Here is a 17,804-nt window from a genome sequence, read left to right as displayed (position 1 = left end):
CTCCGCCGCTATCTTGGCGGGCATCACACCACCGGTAGCGACGGCGGCCGTCGTCGCTGCCGGCATCGCGGAGGCGAACTTCTGGCGGACCTGCGGCGCGGCGCTGAAAATCGCCGCGCCGCTGTTCGTCCTCCCCATCGCGTTCGTCTACAACCCCGAGTTGATCACGATGTCCCCCGGCCTCAACACCCTCTTCGTCGGCTTCATGGTGATGCTGGGCGCCATCTCCATCATCTACGGTCTGAACTACCCGTTCAAGCTATCGCTCGGGAACCTGCTTCTCACCCGAACCGCGCTCGCGGTGCTCGGCGTCCTCATCATGACGTACCCGATGGCGCTCGCGAAACTCGCGGGTATCGCCGTCTTCGTCGCCGTCTTCGTCGCCGAGAAGGTGATGGTCCGCGGTCTCAGTCTGCCGTTCACTAAGGAGGTGAAACAATGAGTCCGAGCAGAGAAGCCCCCGAGGACCAGGTCGAAACGTCCGACGTCGGCGGCCTCGGAGAGATCATTCCGGACCCTCTGCTGCCGGTCTGGCGACGGGTCGAACGGGTTCAGTCGTTCCGGGAAACCCACGGCAACACCTACGTCACGGCGCTGGAGGCTCTGACGGCCGTCGCGCTGGCCGTCGGCTACGTCTGGTGGGTGTACCTCTACTTCTACGGCGGCGCCGTCAGCCTGTAGACGCCTTCTACGGGCGGTTCTTCCGCGCTACTCGCTACTCGTGCCACTCGGCGGCGCGCCGAACGTCGTGCGGGATGTGGCTGTCCTGTTCGCAGACGTCGTCGAGATAGTCCCGCAGGTCCGGGGTGAACTCCGGGTGCGCGCAGTGCTCGATTATCTCCTCTGCGCGTTCGACGGGCGAGAGACCGCGCACGTCCGCGACGCCCTGTTCGGTGACGAAGACGTCGATGTCGTGTTCGGTGTGGTCGACGTGGAACGCCATCGGGACCACCCGCGAGACGTCGCCGCCGTCCAGCGTCGACGGGAGCGCGCAGACGGACACCAGCGAGTTGCGGTTGAAGTCGGCGGAGCCGCCGACGCCGTTTATCATCCGCGTGCCGCCGACGTGCGTGGAGTTGACGTTGCCGTAGATGTCGAACTCGATGGCGCTGTTGACGCCGACGACGCCGAACTGGTTGATGAGTCCCGGGTGGTTCGCCACGTCCGCCGGGCGGAGGACGACGTCCTCGGCGTAGCGCTCGACGTTCTCGAACAGGCGCGACTGCCCCTCCTCGGTGAGCGCCATGGACGTGGCGCTCGCGCACCTGAGTCGGCCGGCGTCGAGCATGTCGAGGAGGCCGTCCTGGATGAGTTCGCCGAAGTACACGACGTCTCGGTCCCCGAAGTCGAGTTCCTTCAGTTCGCCCATGAGGGCGTTGCCGAGCGACCCGACGCCGAACTGGAGGTGAATCGCGTCGTCGAACACGGGCGAGCGCTCCATCTCCGCCGAGAGGAAGGAGCCGAGATTGGTCGCAATGGCCAAATCGTCGTCCGTCGGGTCGCGGAAGGAGTACGTCGAGTCCGGAATGTCCGTCTCCACGACGCCGAGGAGTTTCTCGGGGTCGAACCGGCAGTGCGTCGTCCCGATACGCTCGCCCGCTTCGGAGAGCGGCACGGGTTCGCGGTTCGGGGGGCTCTCGGGCCGGTAGACGTCGTGGAGCGCCTGCAGTTCGAGCGGTTGCGTCCGGTTCAGTTCGACGAGGAGGGCGTCGGCCGCCTCGACGAACGCCGGCACCTGCCCGAGCGAGGTCGACGGGACGAACCAGTCCTCGCCGACGGCAACGGCCTCAACCACCGCGACGTCGGCGTCGACCAGTCCGCCGTACTGGACCTCGTCGCCGATGGCAGACGCGTTCCGGTCGCTGAACGCTATCTCCCGCCTGTTCGTCGCGTCTCGGGCGGCGCTAGAGAACTGATAGGAGAATCGGCGAGCGACGGCGCCCGACTCGACGAGGGCGACGTCAATCTCCTCGCCGACGTTCCCGCTGTGGACCAGCGTGAGTTCGAGGTCACGGTCGTCCTCCGCCAACGCGAGCGGTATCGCCTTCGGATAGCCGACGCTCCCGAACCCGCTCGTGAGCACCGTCGCGTCCGTCGAGATGCGCGCCGCGGCCTCGGCCGCGTCAACGAGCGGAAGGTCGCCGCTGAGTCGGCGCTCAACCGGTCCGGTCGGTGCCGTCCCGTCCGTCATGGGCGAGTCCCCTCGGTCTCGGCGTTTCGGCGGGGGGGAGCGCGCACCTGCGCGTCGGTTCCGTCGTCGAGGGCGGCCGTCGGACCGCCGTCCATCGAGTGAGACATTGGTCAGGATTCCGTATCTGAGGCAATAAATCGTTGGGGTGCGGTCCGCGGAGGCCGGTGACGGCGACGGCGCGAGCCCCACCTATATGTGGCGGCCGGTCGATAGCGGTAGCATGGAAGGGTACGACGACGTAAGCTACGCCGTGACCGACGGCATCGCGACGATAACCATCGAACGGCCGGACGTGTACAACGCCTTCACTCGGAACACGATCCTCGAACTTAACGACGCCGCTCGGACGGCCGAGGCCGACGACGGCGTGTACGCCGTGGTGCTGGCCGGCGCCGGGAAGGGCTTCTGCTCGGGCGCCGACACGACGGAGATGCCCGACTGGGACGAGCAGTCCCCCGAGGAGTACGGCGCGTTCCTCTGGTTGATTCAGCAGTTCGTCTACAACCTCAGAACGATGGCGACGCCCTCCATCGCGGCCGTCGACGGACCGGCCATCGGCGCCGGTTGCGACTTCGCGCTGGCCTGCGACCTGCGCGTCGTCGGGGACGGGGGCGTCATGCGCGAGGGATTCGTCAACGTCGGCCTCGTCCCCGGTGACGGCGGCGCGTGGCTCCTCCCCCGACTCGTCGGCGAGTCCAAGGCCCGCGAGTATCTGCTCACCGGGCGCGACATCACGCCCGAGGACGCCGTCGACATCGGTCTCGCGGTCGAACGGGCCGACGACGCCTTAGAGGCGGCGGGCGCCCTCGCCGCGGAGATTCGAGACAAGCCCGCGACCGCCGTCCGACATACGAACCGACTCGTCGACCCGCAGCAGAGCTTCGAGGAGTACTGTCGGAAGGCGGCCGAGTACCAGTGGGACTGCGTCGTCGACGCCGAACACCAGGAGGCCGTGGCCGCGTTCAACGAGGGCCGGGAACCCGAGTTCGACCGTTCGTACGACGACTGACCGCGGTCGTCGGAGCTAACGGGATTCCCGCGAGCGAAGCGAGCGGGAAGTCGTCGTCGGGGGAGTGAGGTCGAAGACCGAACGGACCCGACGGCAATCGGCGAGGGCCGCGACGGTCGGCTATCGGGCGTCGACTACCGGTCGGAGACGGCCGGAAGCCCGCGCTCTTTGAGCGCGCGAGCGATGGTATTCAACTGCATCTCGTCGGTGCCCGCGGCGATGCGTCTGCTCCGGGCGAACCGGTAGAGATACTCCAACGGGTGGCCCTGCTGGTACGCCCGAGCGCCGACGATTTGGACGGCCTCGCTGACGACGTCCTCGGCCACCTGCGAACAGTGGAGCTTCGCCGTCGAGGTTTGGAGGCGCGGCGGCGCGCTCTCGTGGCCCTCCGCTCCCGCCGCGGAGGCGTACGCCAGCGAGGCGGCGGTTTCGACTTCGCGGTACATCTCGGCGAGTTTCCACTCGATTCCCTGAAAGTCGTCTATCGTCTGTCCGAACTGCTCTCGCTCGCTCGCGTACGACAGCGCCCGCTCCAGCGCCGCTTCGGCCCACGCGACGGTGAGAATCGAACTACCCAGTCGCTCCCAGTTGAGCGACACGAGTTGCTCTTTGAACGCCTCCTGCCCGCGGGTCAGAACGTGCGTCTCCGGGACGACCACGTCGTCGATGGTGAATCGCGTCTGGGAGTAGCCGGCCATGTTCGTGTACACCTCCTCTATCTCGACGCCGGGGTCGTCGTATGGGATGACGACCGAGCCCAGTCCCTCCGGGAACCGGACCCACGTCACCGCCGCGTCGCCGAACGGGACGCCGCCGACCCACGTCTTCTCGCCGTTGCAGACCAACTCGCCGTCCTTCTCGGTTACCTCCGTCGCCATCGACCCCACGTCCGACCCGGCCTCGGGTTCCGAGATGGCGATGGAGACGAAGCTCTCCCCCGCCGTCACGGCCGGGAGGAACTCCTCTTTGACCGATTCGGACCCGAACAGGTCGATGGCTCGCGGCGCGACCATGCTCTGCATGTAGGTGAACCACCCCGTGTCCGGACACTCGCGGCCGACGGCCTCGGTCAGGAGCATCGCCGTCAGGTCGGACAGCCCCTGTCCGCCGTACGCCTCCGAAATCGACGGACAGTAGAGGTCCGCCTCGGACAGTCGTTCGAGGTTCTCCCACGGTACGTCCCCGTGCCACGTGTATGCGTCGTCGGCGAACTCGGCGGCGACCGACTCGGCGCGCTCCGCGAACTCTCGCTGCGCTGTCGTGAGGGTTGCCATCGTCTACCGTTCCGGGCAGGCGGTGATAAGTGGTCGGGTTCGACGCGGTCTCACGTCCGCCTCAGACCTTCGCGGCGAGCGTCTCCGCGATGTGCTCGCCGAACGGGAGCGACGAGGTCAAACCGGGGGACACCGCGTTGAGGACGTGGACCGCGTCCTCCCGTTCGACGAACAGTGGGTCTTTCACCAGTTCGCCCTCGTCGCTGACGAGTTGGGCGCGGATGCCGGCGTAACTCTCGGTCAGGTCGTCGCCTCGCACCTCCGGAACCAGGCGCTGTGAGGCTTCGACGAACTTCCGCTTCCGGTAGGATTTGTTCAGTTCTTCCCACGCCGCCGACAGCATCGTTCGGGAGGCGAGAAGCTTCCTGAAACCCTCGTACCCGAGCGTCTCGGCGAGTTCGGCCGGGTTCACGTCCGTGTTGTCGTACGCCTCGCGTCCGAACGCCAGCACCGCGTTCGGACCGACGATAACCTTCCCGTCCGTCCGGCGGGTGTAGTGGACGCCGAGGAATGGGAGGTCCGGGTCCGGCGTCGGATAGATCATCGTCCGACAGAGGTCCGCTCGCTCCGGCGTGAGTTCGTAGTACTCGCCGCGGAACGGGACGACCTGGTACGACTCTCCGACGCCGACCTGATGGGCCAGCGTGTCGGCATGCAGGCCCGCCGCGTTCACCAGATACGACGCCTCGACGTCGCTGTTGCTCGTCGCGAGGTGATACCCCTCGTCGGTGCGTTCGATTCGCGAGACGGCGTGACCGGTGTACAGCGAGACGCCGGCCCGCTGAACCTCCCGCGTGAGCGCGTACACGTACTGCTGGGAGTCCACCGACGCGGCCTCCGGCGCGTAGAGGGCGGCCCGTCCGGCGGCGTGGGGTTCGTGTTCGCGGAGCGCCGCACGGGAGTCGAGCAGTTCGTACGCGACGCCGTTGGCCTCGGCCTGTTCGGCGAGCGTTTCGAGGTGCGCCGCCTCGCGGTCCGTCTTCGCCACGACGAGTACGCCGAGTTCCTCGCACGGCACGTCGTGGGCCGCGCAGTACTCCTTCATGCGCCGGGTCCCCTCCGTGGCGAAGCGCGCCTTCTTCGAGCCGGGGGGATAGTTGAATCCCGGGTGGAGGACGCCGGAGTTCCGACCGCTCTGGTGCGCTGCGAGGTGGTGTTCCTTTTCGAGAACGGCGACGTCGAGGTTCGTCCGCGCCGCGAGGTGCTTCGCGACCGAGAGGCCGACGCAACCGCCGCCGACAATGGCGACGTCGTGGCGTATCATTGCTAATTCGTGACGCGCTTCGTCGGGAGGCGACTTAGACGTACCGCCTCCCGGAACTTCGCGGGCGAACGACATCGGGAGCGCGTACCGTCGTTTCCGAAGGCGCCCGGAGCGTCGCGCGCTACGCGTACGCGATGCGGAGTTCGAGTTCGTTCGCCGACCCCAGAATGAGGTCGGGAATCTTGGAGGTGAACCACTCCCCCTTCATCCGGTTCGAGGGTCCGGACACGCTGAGAACGCCGATCAGTTCGTCGTCGCTATCGGTCACGGGGGCCGCGGCGGCGCACAGTCCCTTGATATTCTCCTCTCGGTTGAACGCGTACCCCTGTTCGGCTATCTCGGAGAGTTGGTCGCCGAGGACGTCTCGGTCGGTGATAGTCCGATCCGTTTCCTGTGTGAGCCCCTGCGTGTCGAGAATTTCGTCCACTCGGTCGTCCGGCAGATGCGCGAGGATGACCTTTCCCGCCGCAGTCGAGTGGAGGCGGATTCGCTTCCCGACGCTGTGACCCGTCCGGACCGCCTGTTCGCTCGTTTCGACGTAGAGATAGACGCCCTCACCGTGCTCTTCGACGACGAACTGCGCGCGCTCTTGGGTCTCCTCGGCGAGTCGCTCGACGGACGACTCCGCGAGTTGGTAGGCCTCCCGTTGCGTCCGCGCGTACTCGGCGAGTTCGAGAAAGCGGAACCCGACCTCGTATCGCCCGTCGTTCGCACGAACGAAGCTGTGTTCGGCCAGCGTGGAGAGGTGGCGGTGCACCGTGCTCTTCGGCGCGTCCAACTCCGCGGCGAGTTCGGCCAGCGTCGCTCCCTGCAACCGCCGGAGCGCGAACACGGCTTCAAGCGACTTCTCGGTCGTCGACAAACGGTCGTTCATGGACATTAAATTGGTATATCGCCGACCTCTCATAAGTGTTCCGTATAATGGAACATTTTTTATCCAATTAGAAGACCCTCTTAAGTCTGAATCGGGGCTTCAGAGCCTCTAGTAACCTAATTAGGTGTTTTCCATAATACGAGATAGCTCGAAACCTCATGTAAAAGAGCTGCAAACCGGCGAGAGAAGCATATCTTGTATGTACGGTTTGTTTTCGAGTTCCACATGTCGAGAGATACCGTATCGTCGCTCTCGGAACCGGAGATGCGCTGTGAGGACAAGATAGTCATATATATCCGTTACGTTCATTCCGCTTTTCGGGACGTCCCTATTACGGTACTAATTCTGTAATATCTCTGCCAGTGCTGCTGGGACGACGACCGATCGAACCGTAAGGAGAGTGAAAAAACGGATGAATCAACGGCGAGGCCGAACGGGCGCACCAGTCGAGCGTTCAGCACGCCAAAACTGCGCTCAGTAGCGAGTGTAGCTCACGTTCAGTTCGAGTTCGTTCGAGACGTTGAGCAGCAGGTCCGCGACGTCGCGCGCGTACTCCTCGTCGCGGAGGCGGCGGGAGGGTCCTGCCACGCTGAGGACGCCCACCAACTCGTCGTTCGTCTTCGTCACGGGAACGGCGATAGAGTGGAGACCCTGGATGTACTCCTCGTCGCCGGCGAGGTAGCCGTCGGCGTTCAGCGTTTCCGCGTCGGCGGCGTCGCCGTCGGCGCTCTCGTCGAACAGGCGGAGGAGTCGCCCGGCAGTGAGACTGTCGAGGGAGACTCGCGCGCCGATGCGCATCTCGGTGTTGACGGCCCGCATCCCTTCCTCCATGAAGACGACCACCGCGACGTCCGAGTCCCGAACGAAGAACTGGCAAATCTCGCCCGTCTCGTCGGCTATCTCGCGGACTTTCGGCTCCACCTGTCTCAACTCGCCGACGCGAGCGCGGACGTGTCCCCCGAAGTCGAGGAACCGGAACCCCAGCGAGAACCCCTCCTCTTCGGGGACGACGTAGTCGTGCATCGCGAGCGTTTGCAGGTGGTTGTGTACCGTGCTCTTGGCGACGTCCAGTTCTGCGGCGAGTTCGGAGACGCCCGCCACGTCCCGTTCTCGAAGTAGCTCCAGCAGACGAAGCGTCGTCTCGACGGACCGAATCGGCACGTTCGCGGAGTCTCCGTCCATGGTCGAAACTCCTCCGTGAACCACTAAACCGTTCTGATGGACAAAACGGAAGTAGTCTGAGTCAGTATTCGGATATATTCGCGCTACATCCACCGAGTCGGCCGTCTATTCCGTTTTGGGCCGGTCAGATTCGACGCTGACCGGTCGACGCTGTTCGATTCAGCAGAACGAATCGCTCCCGAGGGGCGGGGTGAGCGAAGCTTTGATGCTGGCGGCGGGAACAGGTTCGGGAAATGAACAACACGTTCCTCGTCGGAATCGACCTCGCCCTGTCGAGCGTCCGCGTCACCGCGTACGACGGGAGCGGCGACGTCGGCGAACCGTCGGCCGAGGGATGGAAAGCGGTGCTTCGGGGGCCGTCTACCTCCCGAACCGATGCCCGCGACGGTATCCCACGAGTTCGGCGCGTCGCTCAGTCCGACGGTTGCGTCCAGCGCGCCGTCGGCGACCATCGAGAGCGTCAACTGCGCCGACTCGGTTCGTCTGAGTTCGCCGAACTCGGCGATGACGCTCTCCTCGTCGCGGAGTCGGAGGGTCGAGGCGATGAGGGACGCCGCGGGGTCGGCCGTCTCGTTGACCGCCACCGCGTCGCCGTCGCGGCGGACCGACCCCTCGTTCGCGACGTAGGTGTTACCTAGTGCCGGCGCAGCGTTGACCGATGCCACCGGCCGCCCGTCCTCGACGACGGCCACGCTGGTCACCCAGGCTCTCGTCCCGCGGGTGTAGTTCTGCGTACCGTCGATGGGGTCGATGATCCAGGCGTATCCCTCCTCGGAGACGGTCTCTCGCTCGTCGCCCTCCTCGGAGACGATTTCGTCGCCGGGGAACGCCTCGCGTATCGCCGCGACGATCCGACGCTGCGTCTCGCGGTCTATCTCGGTCACGAGGTCCACTTCGCTCGTCTTCCGTTCGACGTCCACGTCGGTTCGGAACCGGTCGTACGCGTAGTCCGCGCCGGTCGCCGCCGCGGCGCGTGCAACCTGCTCTCGGTTCGTGATGCGCGCACGTCGTCACAGGGCCACAAAAAGGCTCGGGCGGAGCCGACTCGCGGACCGGTGGAGTCGTCGGTCCGGACGCGACGCCTCGGCTCCGGCGGCGCGCGCCCGGTCGCACCTCGATTAGCTATACAGCTCTTCGAACTTGTCGACGCCGGCTTGGGCGACTTCCATGTCCTGGCTGACTTCGCCGCCGCTGACGCCGATAGTGGCGACGATTTCGCCGTCGACGGTGAGCGGGTAGCCGCCGCCGAAGATGACGATGCGGTTCTTGTCGGTCGTCTGTAGTCCGTACAGGGAGTTGCCCGGTTCGCTGGGTTCGGCCAGTTGGTCCGTGCTCGTCTCCAGCGCAGCGGCCGTGTACGCCTTGTTGCGCGATATCTCGACAGACGCGAGCCACGCCCCGTCCATCCGGTGCTGGGCGATGAGGTTCCCCTCATCGGTCGCGATGGTGACGACCATCGGCTGTTCGATTTCTTCGGCCTTTTCCTCCGCGGCGGCGATTATCTCCGTCGCCGTCTCGAGACTGAGTTCTTCTGCCATCGACAGCTTTCGCTTCGGATACGGGCCACAAATAGGTTGTCCCGGATTCGACACCGCCGATAAACGTTTTTCTTCCGCTCGGCATTCGTGCGCCCAATGAGACCGCTCGTCGTCGTTCTGTAGAACAAAACACATCGTTTCAGTCGCCTGCGACTTCTCATTACAGAACTATGTTCGTAATCCTATGTGGCAATATTTGAACTCCCGCTCAGAAGCCGTTTCAACCCGTTCGGTGGGGACGTTCGCAGCAGATGCAGTTTTCTTCCGGATGACGGAAGTAACCGCAACTCGTGTACTCGGGTCTCTTCGGGATTCTGTTCTGTAGAGTAAAACGAGAGTGAGAAGAGAAGCAGGATGTTTTCGTTCTGAGGACTCGTCGCGCGTCCTCTCGCGCACTCGTAGTCTATCACGGACGTAGGTGCTCGCTTCTGCATCGAAGAACGCGTCTTCGGAGAGTTCGTTTCTATCACACTCTATCGGTAATGAGACGGCAGGCCGGCGCCGAAGTTCGCCGTCTTTCCTGAAAGGAGAGGGTTTGAAAAAGCAAATTTTAATAGGCCGTTCTGATTTTCTCTTTGTCCGCTTTATTTCCGTACGTCGTCGTATCGAGTTCGGTTAGTACTACAGCCGGCACATTTAACAGATACGGTAGCCGAAAGCGGTTTATACTATCCTATTACGGTGGATTCGTCTGATGCGCCGTTTGTCTATTATTATTGTAGTCTCACCAACGGTACGAGAAAATAATCCAGTCAGTTTTCTCAAGGCTCTACCCGTCTGAATTCGACTATCTAAGTATTAGGTATCTGCAGCTAGTCCTGATTCATTTAGAGCCGATACAGATTCTAATCCGCATTTATAGATACTTGTTCGATTATTTGTTTCTAGATTCACTCGAACATGTGTGGAAGTGATACCGAACTTCGATGCGAACGGGCGGCGATGCGCCGTCGGGCGCTGGGTGAGCCTTCAGTCTCCCACTTCTAACCACCGTCTGAGAGTGTCTTCGTCGAGAACGACGAATTCATCCGTCTTATCGCGGAATCGTCCGCGCCGGCGGACAGTGACGAGGAGGTGGGTTGAACTCGCCGGCACCGCCGCGCCCGTCGCCTCGCAGACAAACGTCTCCTCCGAAGCGAGCGACCGGCGAGCGACCGCCGTGACTCGCCAGTCGCCGTCCCGGTCCGGGACGAGTGCTCCCCGATACCACGGATCCGAACTATCCATCTGCGTTCGACGTTCCGCGGGTGTCGCGCAGGGAGCCGTCGCCCTCGAATACTGTCGGTGACATCGGGTAGTGATACGACGCCCGGCGCTTAGTCCTACTCGCCGGAGAGACCGAACGGAGCCGACGGGTTCGGGTTCGTCGGATAGGTGGACTCGCCCGTCGAACGCGACGTATTCATACGTCTCGGAGCGGTCGTAAATCTCATGCCGATATACGGATACGACGGCTCGAAGTCCGAGACGGGGCCGCCCGCGACTGCTGACGGAGGGACGGCGAGTGCTTCGGGCGGGATACGACGGTGATGACGACTGTAGACCTGTCCAGATACGCACTGTATCGAGATATACGATAAATTTGCTATGTATGTAGAAGTTGAAATTAAATCGTTGGAGAGACGGTCGTATTATAGCGGACCGATTTCCTAATAGCTATGAGTATACGCACAACTTCGATTCCCCCGTAACCGAATGGGAGAGTATGTACACGAAAGCAGAACTCGTCGACGAATTCGGGCCGGTAGACGCGGACGAATGCGCGGAGATGCGTTCGGCCGCGGAGTTGGGGTACTCGACGGAGTCGCTCGCGGCGTGTTTCAGTTTCGGCGAGGCGCCCGTCCGATACCACCTCAGCGGGTGCTGCTCGCACCACTGACCGCCGCGTTCTCGGGATGCGCTCACGCGTCCGGAAAGTCGTAGGGTGGGAGAGACTGTTTCGCCGGCGACTGACCGGAGCGAGGGACCGCCCCGAGCGGACGGTCCGGTCGGAGAGCGAACTCGTTTAGGTTCGGCGGGGAGTAGAGGGGATACGACCGCTAACCGACTGTCGACGCTACGGGACGGCCGGAACGGGTGACGCGAGTCGCTCGGGACGCCGATGAGTGCCCGGAGCGTCGAGGACGCCGCGACGTCGTCCGGAACGCAGGCGAAATCCATGACCACAGGAACGGACGCGAACGCCGACGACATCGACGAACTCGAAGCGGAGATCGAGCGTTTGGAGTGTCGACAGCGGACGGAGGTGCTCTCTCCCGAGACCGAACGCGAACTCGTCGAGCGAATCGAGTCGAAGCGGGAGGTTCTCCGACAAAAGCGACGCATCGCGAGCGGCGACGGTCCACCCATCGTTCGCGGCCAAACCGTCCACATCCGTTCCCGCGAGCCGATACTCGTCACGCGGGCGGGCGAGTCCCGGACGTACGGCGCCTGGGACGCCGAGAACGGCGAACCCGTCGGCGAGGCGTGGTCGCTCTCGGAGGCCGCGGTGCGGGGGTTGATGCGGCGGTACGAGTGGACGCGCGTCGACGGCGAGGCGATGGCCTCGGTCGTGGGCGAGGGAGACGAGTCCCCCAGAGGAGCAGATGAACGGGAGTAGCGCACCGTCGGAACCGGTTTAGTGTTCGCGCCGTTCTCCGAAGAGGAAGTCTCGGACGGCCGACAGCCAGTAGTTGCCAGAGAGGCTACGCGTCGACGTGATTCGCGTCTGCGAGGAGCACGGTTACTTCGAGGGTAGTGACTGCCCGGCGTGCGGCGACGACGGACGGGAGGTTCTCGGCGACGGGCGCCGCACGCGCCTCTCGAAGTTCGTCAGCGGAGCGTTACGCCACTTTCCCGACGACGCCGGCCTGTCGGTCGACGACGGAGGGTGGACCGAGTACGAGGAACTCGTCGAGGCGGTCACGGACCGCTACTCGTGGGCGGATTCGGAACACGTCGAGGCAGTGACCGCGACTGACCCCAAAGGGCGCTTCGAGCGCCGCGGGGACCGGATTCGCGCGGCGTACGGTCACTCAATAGACGTGACGCTGGAATCGACCGAATCCGCCGTCCTCGAACGCCTCTACCACGGAACCGCACCTCGGAATGTCGGGACGATACTCGAAGAAGGACTCAAACCCATGAGCCGCCAACGAGTTCACCTCTCGGAGACGGTCGAAGAGGCGCGCGAGGTGGGCCGGAGACACGCCGACGATCCGGTGCTCCTCGTGGTCGACGCGGAGGCGATGACGCGCGAGGGGTTTGAGGTGAATCGCCGAGGGACAGGAACGTACACCGTCGCCCGCGTTCCGCCGGAGTTCCTCGAACGGATGGACGGGGATGCCGAAGAGACGGAGGACGGAGCGTGCCGAACGAACAGTGGAGCCGAGGAGACGGGCAGCGAGGAGTAACGAATCGCGCGGTGGAGAGGCGGCAACCGACGCGCGAGTCCGGTGCCTATTCGGGTGCTGGCGGGGAAACCCTCCCCGTGGCAGAACTCAGCGCACACCACGTTGGCGTCACCGTCGCGGACCTCGAACAGGCCGTCGAATTCTACCGGGACACGCTCGGATTCCCCGTCGAGAGCGAGTTCTCCGTCTCAGGAGAGGCGTTCGCGACGGCCGTCGACGTCGAGAACGCGACCGGTCGGTTCGCTCACCTCGACGCCGGCGGCGTCCGCGTCGAACTCGTGGAGTACGAACCGGAGGGCAACGCGCAGGCGGAGTCGTCGGTGAACTGTCCCGGGGCGAAACACCTCGGGTTCTCCGTTGACGACATCGATTCCCTGTACGAGTCGCTCGAGGGGCAGGTCGAGACGCTCAGCGAACCTCGAACGACCGACACGGGTTCTCGAATTCTCTTCGTGCGGGACCCCGAAGGGAACCTCGTCGAACTGCTGGAAACGTAACCGCTTCTCGATTCGTCCTACCTCCCCTTCCCGTCGGCTCTCGGACCCGACTGTCCCCACCCCGCGTTTCCGTCGTTCTCGCCTCGCGCTTTCTTTGTTGTCTCTGATTCGGGACGAGAGCGAGAGATGACGGGTGAGATGTCCGATTTCCGTTTTCTGTCGTTGGCAGGAGAACGGGGAACACACACACCCCACGTTTCCGTCGTTAGCCGTCTCGGGTGGGGTGGGGGGGAGGCACCAAGCGCCTCCCCCGCTAGAAATCGTAAAGCGGCTACTGGAATTTTTGGCATCCATCTATATTAAATTTTCTTTTTCAAGTGAAGCAATACCGCCTAGGGTGTGGCTGCTAGTGGTGGACGCACTAGGGCTATCTCGAATTATCTATAATTCCCTATAATAACTACGAGGGGGTTGGAAAGAGACCCGGCCCGCTTTCCTGCGGGAACGACGGAAACGCGGGGTGGGTGTGTCGTCGTTGTGGTCCTGTTCTTCGTGACGAGGAACGTCGGAAACGCGGGGTGGGTGGGTGCGAAAAAGAGAACCGAGAAAGGAAACCTCGAAACGACGGAAACGTGGGGTGGGTGGGTCGAGGGAGACGGGAAAGAGTCGAGAACGGAGTGCGTATACTCGAAGCGACTTCCGCTGGAATCACTCGCGTGTCGGAGCCGAGGATAGGTGTCGGAACCAACGATAGATGTTCCGACGATGCCCGCGGTCGAGCGATGGCCGAGACAACCACTGCAGGCCCGAGGGGACCCTCCCCTTCCCCCGGAACGACGGAAACGTGGGGTGTGTGTGTCGGAACGGCGGAAATACGGTGTGGTCCAGACGAGCTACGAAACGCCGAGTACGGCACCGAGAGAGTCCGGAACCGAGAGAAACGTCGGAAATTCGGGGATCCTCCCGGGATGGATTTATATACGATGGCTCTCACGACATTGTCATGGAGAAAGATGGGTCACAGGATATCGCCGCGGAGATTTTCGCTCAGGAAGACCCCATCTTCAGGAACAAATCCCTCGTGGAGGTAGAGCACGTCCCGAGTCCCGAACGGATCGTCGGTCGTGACGACGAGATACGCGCCCTGTCGACGGAGCTACGGTCGGCGGTCAACGGTGACTCGCCGGAGAACGTCATTCTGTACGGTGAGACGGGAACCGGAAAGAGCCTCGTCGCGAAGCACGTCGCGAAGGCGGCCAAATCGAACGCCGGCGACGTCCGCATCGGGACCGTCTACGTGGACTGTTCCACCGACGACACCGAAACGCAGGCTATCTCCAGCATCGCCCGGACCCTCAACGACGAGGCAGTGACCGACATCCGCGTCCCGGAGACGGGGCTCGCGAAGGCCGCGTACTACACGCGCTTGTACGCTATCCTCGACCAGCAGTACGACGTCGTCATCACCATCCTCGACGAGGCGGACATGCATCCGGACGACCAGATTCTCATGTCGCTTTCGCGCGCCGTCGAGACGGGCAAGACCGACTGCCGCATCGGTCTTATCGCCATCAGCAACAAGGTCCGGTGGGCGGAGGACCTGAACGACCGGGTGAAGTCGTCGCTGCAACCCCGCGAACTCAACTTCCACTCCTACGACGCGAACCAACTCCGCGCGATACTCAGCCACCGGCGCGACGCGTTCCGCGAGGGCGTCCTCTCGGACGACGTGATTCCGCTCTGCGCGGCCTACGCCGCGCAGGACCACGGCGACGCCCGCCAGGCAATCGACGTTCTCCGAAACGCCGGGATGCTCGCTCAGCGGGACGGGTCCGACGTCGTCACCCGCGACCACGTCGAGGACGCGAAGATGGAGGCCGAGAAGGACCGCTTCCGCGACCTCATCGGCGGCCTCACCGTCCAGAAGAAACTCGTTCTCTCTGCGGTGACGGCGCTCCACAAGGGGACCGACGACGACGAGTTCTCGATGGCGCAGATCATCGAGACCTACACGAAACTCTGCGAGGCGACCGGCACGTCGACGCGGTCGGACCGCCGCGTCCGCGACTTTGTCCGACGACTGGCGTTTCTCGACATTCTCGAACTCAGAAAGCAGAACCTCGGCCGCGCGGGTGGCATCACCATCTACGCCCGTCTCCAACCCGACCACGACCTCGATATCGTCCACCAGACCGCGATGGACGACGAGCAGTTCGTCGTCACGGACTCCGAGGCCGAGAACGCCTCGCTCGACTCTTTCTGAGGCGCCGCCGTACCGCTTCGGTCTACATCCCGTCGACCTCACCCCGCGTTTCCGACGTTTCTTCGATGCCTCGAGCGCTCTTTCGGCGCCTGCCGACCGTCGGATTCTCCGAGTCCCCCCGCGTTTCCGTCGTTCTCTGTCGAATCTTCTTGCCTGCTTATTCCCTTTCTCCACTCCAGTTTCGTCGTTCGTCCATTTCAGACCGGAACGGTAGCTTCGCCGAGCCACTTTTCCTTCGAAGCGACCCTTTCGTCGACGAATGTCGCTTCTCACGCCGACGCGGTTCGCCGAGGCAGACCGCCGTTCAGTACGACATCTGGGGGTGTCGACTCGCAGGGTCGTCGTCCGTCGACCCGCCACGAACTCTGTTCGCGTCGTCCGACTCGGCGCCTGCCGTCTCGGCCTCCCTCCGTTCGTCGTGCGGGGACGCCGCCTTGACGGCGGCGCGGACGTGCCGCGCCGAGATGGGTCGTCTGCTCCCCGCGTCGTACGTCTCCGCTATCGCCCGCCTCGCTGCCTCGTTCGCGACCGATTCGAGGTCACTCGCGCTGAATCCTTCCGTCGCGGCCACTGCGTCGTCCAGGTCCTCGGCGTCGAGTTCGGTCGGCCGTCCGTCGAGGTGGTACCGGAGTAGCGCCCGCCTGGATTCGGGGTCGGGGAGGGGGACGGCTATCCACTCGTCGAACCGGCCCGTCCGGACGAGCGCTTCGTCGAGTTCCTCCAGTTTGTTGGTCGCACCGATGACAACGACGTCCTCGGCGTCCAACGCAGCGAGTTCCATCAGAAGTTGGTTCTGCATCTGCCGTTCGCTCTGCGTATTGTGCGTGGCTCCGCGGTCGGTTCCGAGGGCGTCGAGTTCGTCGATGAAGACGATACTCGGCTGGTGCGCGCGAGCGACCTCGAATATCTCGGCGACGTTGTCGGCGCTCTCGCCGACGAACTTGCTCGTCACGTTCGCCGGTGTGACCCGCAGGAAGGGCCGTTCGAGTTCGCCCGCGAGCGCGCGACTCAGATACGTCTTTCCGGTTCCCGGCGGTCCGTGTAGCAGAATACCGTTTATGGTTCCGAGGCCGTACTCCTCGAACAGTTCCGGGTCGGAGAGCGGGTTCAGAACGGTCTGTCTGAGCCGCTCTTTCACCCCGTCCATCGCGGCCACGTCGTCGAACGTAATATCCGGTTCGCATAGCCACTGTTCGGCCTCGCAGTCCGCCGGTTCGTCCTCGGACGCGTCGTCTCGGGACGGGCGGACCGCCTCGGACATCTCGTCGGTCACGTCGTCGGCCGTCGTCGGCCGTTTTCGGTCGCCCTGTTGGAACCGAACCACGCCGCTGACGCGTTCGGGCGTCAGGTTCGCTACGACGGCGGCGTCCGCGTCGGATATCCACTCGAACTCGCGCGTCAGCGCGTTTCGGAGGTCGGCGTGGAACCCGTTCGGTAACGACTGCGCGAACCGGCCGTTTCGCCCGATGGGCGTCCGCCGTCGGTCCCACCCCCAGTAGAGGTGTTCGGCTGCCCCCCGGGCGGCGTTGTTCACGAACTCGGCCAGTTCCGCGGCGTGCGACCGCAGGGCCGCCGGGTCGCACCGCGCCGCCGCGTCCGAGGCGATGGTCTCCGGACGGTTCTCGCACGCGTCAGCGAAGGCACCGATGTGTTCGGCTTCCACGGCGCGCTCGAAGTGAAGCGTCGCCGCGACGTTCGCCGCGACCATCTGCTCCTCGCGGACGAGGAATCCGGCGGAGGTCACGTATTCGCGCCGTTCGCCGTCGTTGGTCGTTCGGTCCCACGCGTACTGGATGCGTCCGAGGCTCCGTATCGGCCGCGCGTCGTCGAGGCGGTACCCCTGCCGAACGGTACCGTCCGCGCAGAGGTACGCCATGTCTTCCGTTCGCCCCCCAACTATCACGACCTCTCCTTGGCGAACCCCGGTTAAAAATTCGATTCCTCGTTCTCACCGCTGATACCGGAACTCTCCGCCGAGACGGGTTCTTTCGCGCGGGAGGGTGTGCCGGCTACAACGCTTATGCAGTTGACCTTCGCAGGTGTCGACATGACGATGAAGTGGGCGTCCGCGCGAACACGCTTCACTACCACCTCAACAAACTCGAAGACGTCGGCTTAGTGCGCAAACGGCGCGAGGCGACTGCCGGGGCGAACGCGCGGGATACGTACTACGAAGTCATTCCCGACGGACGGGAGATACTCGAACACGGCGTCGTCCGCCTCATCCGTCAAACCGAGGACCACTCTCCGGATTCCGACACGTACCATTTCTATCGACCTCGATTTCCCATACTCCGCAGTTTTCCCCCCGAACCCCGGCCCTTTCTTCCATATCTGTCTTTTCCGTCCTTCCTGTTTTTCCCGCTCTTGCCATTTTTGC

At 63.8% G+C, this 17,804-nt stretch carries 15 protein-coding genes and 2 pseudogenes; 8 read left to right on the top strand and 9 right to left on the bottom strand.

The window, feature by feature from the left end; all coding sequences use genetic code 11:
* Together NDI76_RS19280 and NDI76_RS19275 are read left to right on the top strand one after the other, a co-directional pair.
* Positions 1–442: pseudogene (locus tag NDI76_RS19280) on the top strand (C4-dicarboxylate ABC transporter permease); the annotation flags it as partial.
* Entirely contained in the window at positions 439–681 is a 243-nt protein-coding gene (locus NDI76_RS19275; protein ID WP_310925800.1) for a hypothetical protein, read from the top strand. The pseudogene NDI76_RS19280 and the gene NDI76_RS19275, both read left to right, overlap by 4 nt.
* 34 nt (positions 682–715) lie before the next feature.
* Here NDI76_RS19275 and scpC read toward each other — a convergent pair whose 3' ends face one another.
* A complete protein-coding gene (gene scpC, locus NDI76_RS19270; RefSeq protein ID WP_310925799.1) occupies positions 716–2,191 on the bottom strand; it encodes a succinyl-CoA:acetate CoA-transferase ScpC in 1,476 nt (491 codons plus the stop codon).
* 220 nt (positions 2,192–2,411) lie between these two features.
* On the opposite strand from scpC, the gene NDI76_RS19265 reads away from it, so the two are divergent.
* Positions 2,412–3,200 (top strand): enoyl-CoA hydratase/isomerase family protein, encoded by a 789-nt coding sequence (locus NDI76_RS19265; protein WP_310925798.1) that lies wholly within the window; start codon positions 2,412–2,414, stop codon positions 3,198–3,200.
* A gap of 134 nt (positions 3,201–3,334) precedes the next feature.
* Here the strand turns inward: NDI76_RS19265 and NDI76_RS19260 are convergent, their stop codons facing one another.
* From NDI76_RS19260 to NDI76_RS19230, 7 genes are all read right to left on the bottom strand, one after another.
* A complete protein-coding gene (locus tag NDI76_RS19260) occupies positions 3,335–4,474 on the bottom strand; it encodes an acyl-CoA dehydrogenase family protein (protein WP_310925797.1) in 1,140 nt (379 codons plus the stop codon).
* Positions 4,475–4,535: 61 nt separating this feature from the next.
* A complete protein-coding gene (lhgO, locus tag NDI76_RS19255) occupies positions 4,536–5,738 on the bottom strand; it encodes an L-2-hydroxyglutarate oxidase (RefSeq protein ID WP_310925796.1) in 1,203 nt (400 codons plus the stop codon).
* Between the two features lie 121 nt (positions 5,739–5,859).
* Positions 5,860–6,618, bottom strand: a complete 759-nt coding sequence (locus tag NDI76_RS19250; RefSeq protein WP_310925795.1) for an IclR family transcriptional regulator — start codon at positions 6,616–6,618, stop codon at positions 5,860–5,862.
* Positions 6,619–7,086: 468 nt separating this feature from the next.
* On the bottom strand, positions 7,087–7,794 hold the full coding sequence (locus NDI76_RS19245; protein ID WP_310925794.1) for an IclR family transcriptional regulator: 708 nt from the start codon (positions 7,792–7,794) through the stop codon (positions 7,087–7,089).
* 83 nt (positions 7,795–7,877) lie between these two features.
* Complete coding sequence (locus tag NDI76_RS19240) at positions 7,878–8,792, bottom strand: inositol monophosphatase family protein (RefSeq protein WP_310925809.1); 915 nt, start codon at positions 8,790–8,792, stop codon at positions 7,878–7,880.
* Between the two features lie 120 nt (positions 8,793–8,912).
* On the bottom strand, positions 8,913–9,332 hold the full coding sequence (locus tag NDI76_RS19235) for a GlcG/HbpS family heme-binding protein (protein WP_310925793.1): 420 nt from the start codon (positions 9,330–9,332) through the stop codon (positions 8,913–8,915).
* A 969-nt stretch (positions 9,333–10,301) separates the two neighbouring features.
* A complete protein-coding gene (locus NDI76_RS19230) occupies positions 10,302–10,559 on the bottom strand; it encodes a hypothetical protein (RefSeq protein ID WP_310925792.1) in 258 nt (85 codons plus the stop codon).
* 478 nt (positions 10,560–11,037) lie between these two features.
* Between NDI76_RS19230 and NDI76_RS19225 the strand changes: the two genes are divergently transcribed.
* From NDI76_RS19225 to NDI76_RS19205, 5 genes and pseudogenes are all read left to right on the top strand, one after another.
* Positions 11,038–11,211 carry a hypothetical protein gene (locus NDI76_RS19225; RefSeq protein WP_310925791.1) on the top strand — a complete coding sequence of 58 codons (174 nt, stop codon included), beginning with the start codon at positions 11,038–11,040 and terminating at the stop codon, positions 11,209–11,211.
* Between the two features lie 309 nt (positions 11,212–11,520).
* A pseudogene (locus tag NDI76_RS19220) lies at positions 11,521–11,652 on the top strand (DUF7121 family protein); the annotation flags it as partial.
* A 352-nt stretch (positions 11,653–12,004) separates the two neighbouring features.
* On the top strand, positions 12,005–12,724 hold the full coding sequence (locus NDI76_RS19215; protein ID WP_310925790.1) for an RNA 2'-phosphotransferase: 720 nt from the start codon (positions 12,005–12,007) through the stop codon (positions 12,722–12,724).
* 77 nt (positions 12,725–12,801) lie between these two features.
* A complete protein-coding gene (locus NDI76_RS19210; protein ID WP_310925789.1) occupies positions 12,802–13,221 on the top strand; it encodes a VOC family protein in 420 nt (139 codons plus the stop codon).
* A gap of 943 nt (positions 13,222–14,164) precedes the next feature.
* Positions 14,165–15,424, top strand: coding sequence for a Cdc6/Cdc18 family protein (locus tag NDI76_RS19205; protein WP_310925788.1), 1,260 nt, complete (start codon positions 14,165–14,167; stop codon positions 15,422–15,424).
* A 304-nt stretch (positions 15,425–15,728) separates the two neighbouring features.
* On the opposite strand, the gene NDI76_RS19200 is transcribed toward NDI76_RS19205, so the two are convergent.
* Positions 15,729–17,327 (bottom strand): ATP-binding protein, encoded by a 1,599-nt coding sequence (locus tag NDI76_RS19200; RefSeq protein ID WP_310925787.1) that lies wholly within the window; start codon positions 17,325–17,327, stop codon positions 15,729–15,731.
* Positions 17,328–17,804: the final 477 nt, after the last annotated feature.

Source organism: Halogeometricum sp. S1BR25-6, from assembly GCF_031624495.1.
GTDB lineage: Archaea > Halobacteriota > Halobacteria > Halobacteriales > Haloferacaceae > Halogeometricum > Halogeometricum salsisoli.
This window is presented reverse-complemented; position numbering and strand designations above follow the sequence as displayed.

Excerpts from the sequence above, each read along its gene's own strand:
- NDI76_RS19275 (WP_310925800.1), top strand. The coding sequence starts at position 439 with ATGAGTCCGAGCAGAGAAGCCCCCGAGGACCAGGTCGAAACGTCCGAC.
- NDI76_RS19260 (WP_310925797.1), bottom strand. The coding sequence starts at position 4,474 with ATGGCAACCCTCACGACAGCGCAGCGAGAGTTCGCGGAGCGCGCCGAG.
- scpC (WP_310925799.1), bottom strand. The coding sequence starts at position 2,191 with ATGACGGACGGGACGGCACCGACCGGACCGGTTGAGCGCCGACTCAGC.
- NDI76_RS19225 (WP_310925791.1), top strand. The coding sequence starts at position 11,038 with ATGTACACGAAAGCAGAACTCGTCGACGAATTCGGGCCGGTAGACGCG.
- NDI76_RS19245 (WP_310925794.1), bottom strand. The coding sequence starts at position 7,794 with ATGGACGGAGACTCCGCGAACGTGCCGATTCGGTCCGTCGAGACGACG.
- NDI76_RS19250 (WP_310925795.1), bottom strand. The coding sequence starts at position 6,618 with ATGTCCATGAACGACCGTTTGTCGACGACCGAGAAGTCGCTTGAAGCC.
- NDI76_RS19235 (WP_310925793.1), bottom strand. The coding sequence starts at position 9,332 with ATGGCAGAAGAACTCAGTCTCGAGACGGCGACGGAGATAATCGCCGCC.
- lhgO (WP_310925796.1), bottom strand. The coding sequence starts at position 5,738 with ATGATACGCCACGACGTCGCCATTGTCGGCGGCGGTTGCGTCGGCCTC.
- NDI76_RS19230 (WP_310925792.1), bottom strand. The coding sequence starts at position 10,559 with ATGGATAGTTCGGATCCGTGGTATCGGGGAGCACTCGTCCCGGACCGG.
- NDI76_RS19265 (WP_310925798.1), top strand. The coding sequence starts at position 2,412 with ATGGAAGGGTACGACGACGTAAGCTACGCCGTGACCGACGGCATCGCG.
- NDI76_RS19205 (WP_310925788.1), top strand. The coding sequence starts at position 14,165 with ATGGAGAAAGATGGGTCACAGGATATCGCCGCGGAGATTTTCGCTCAG.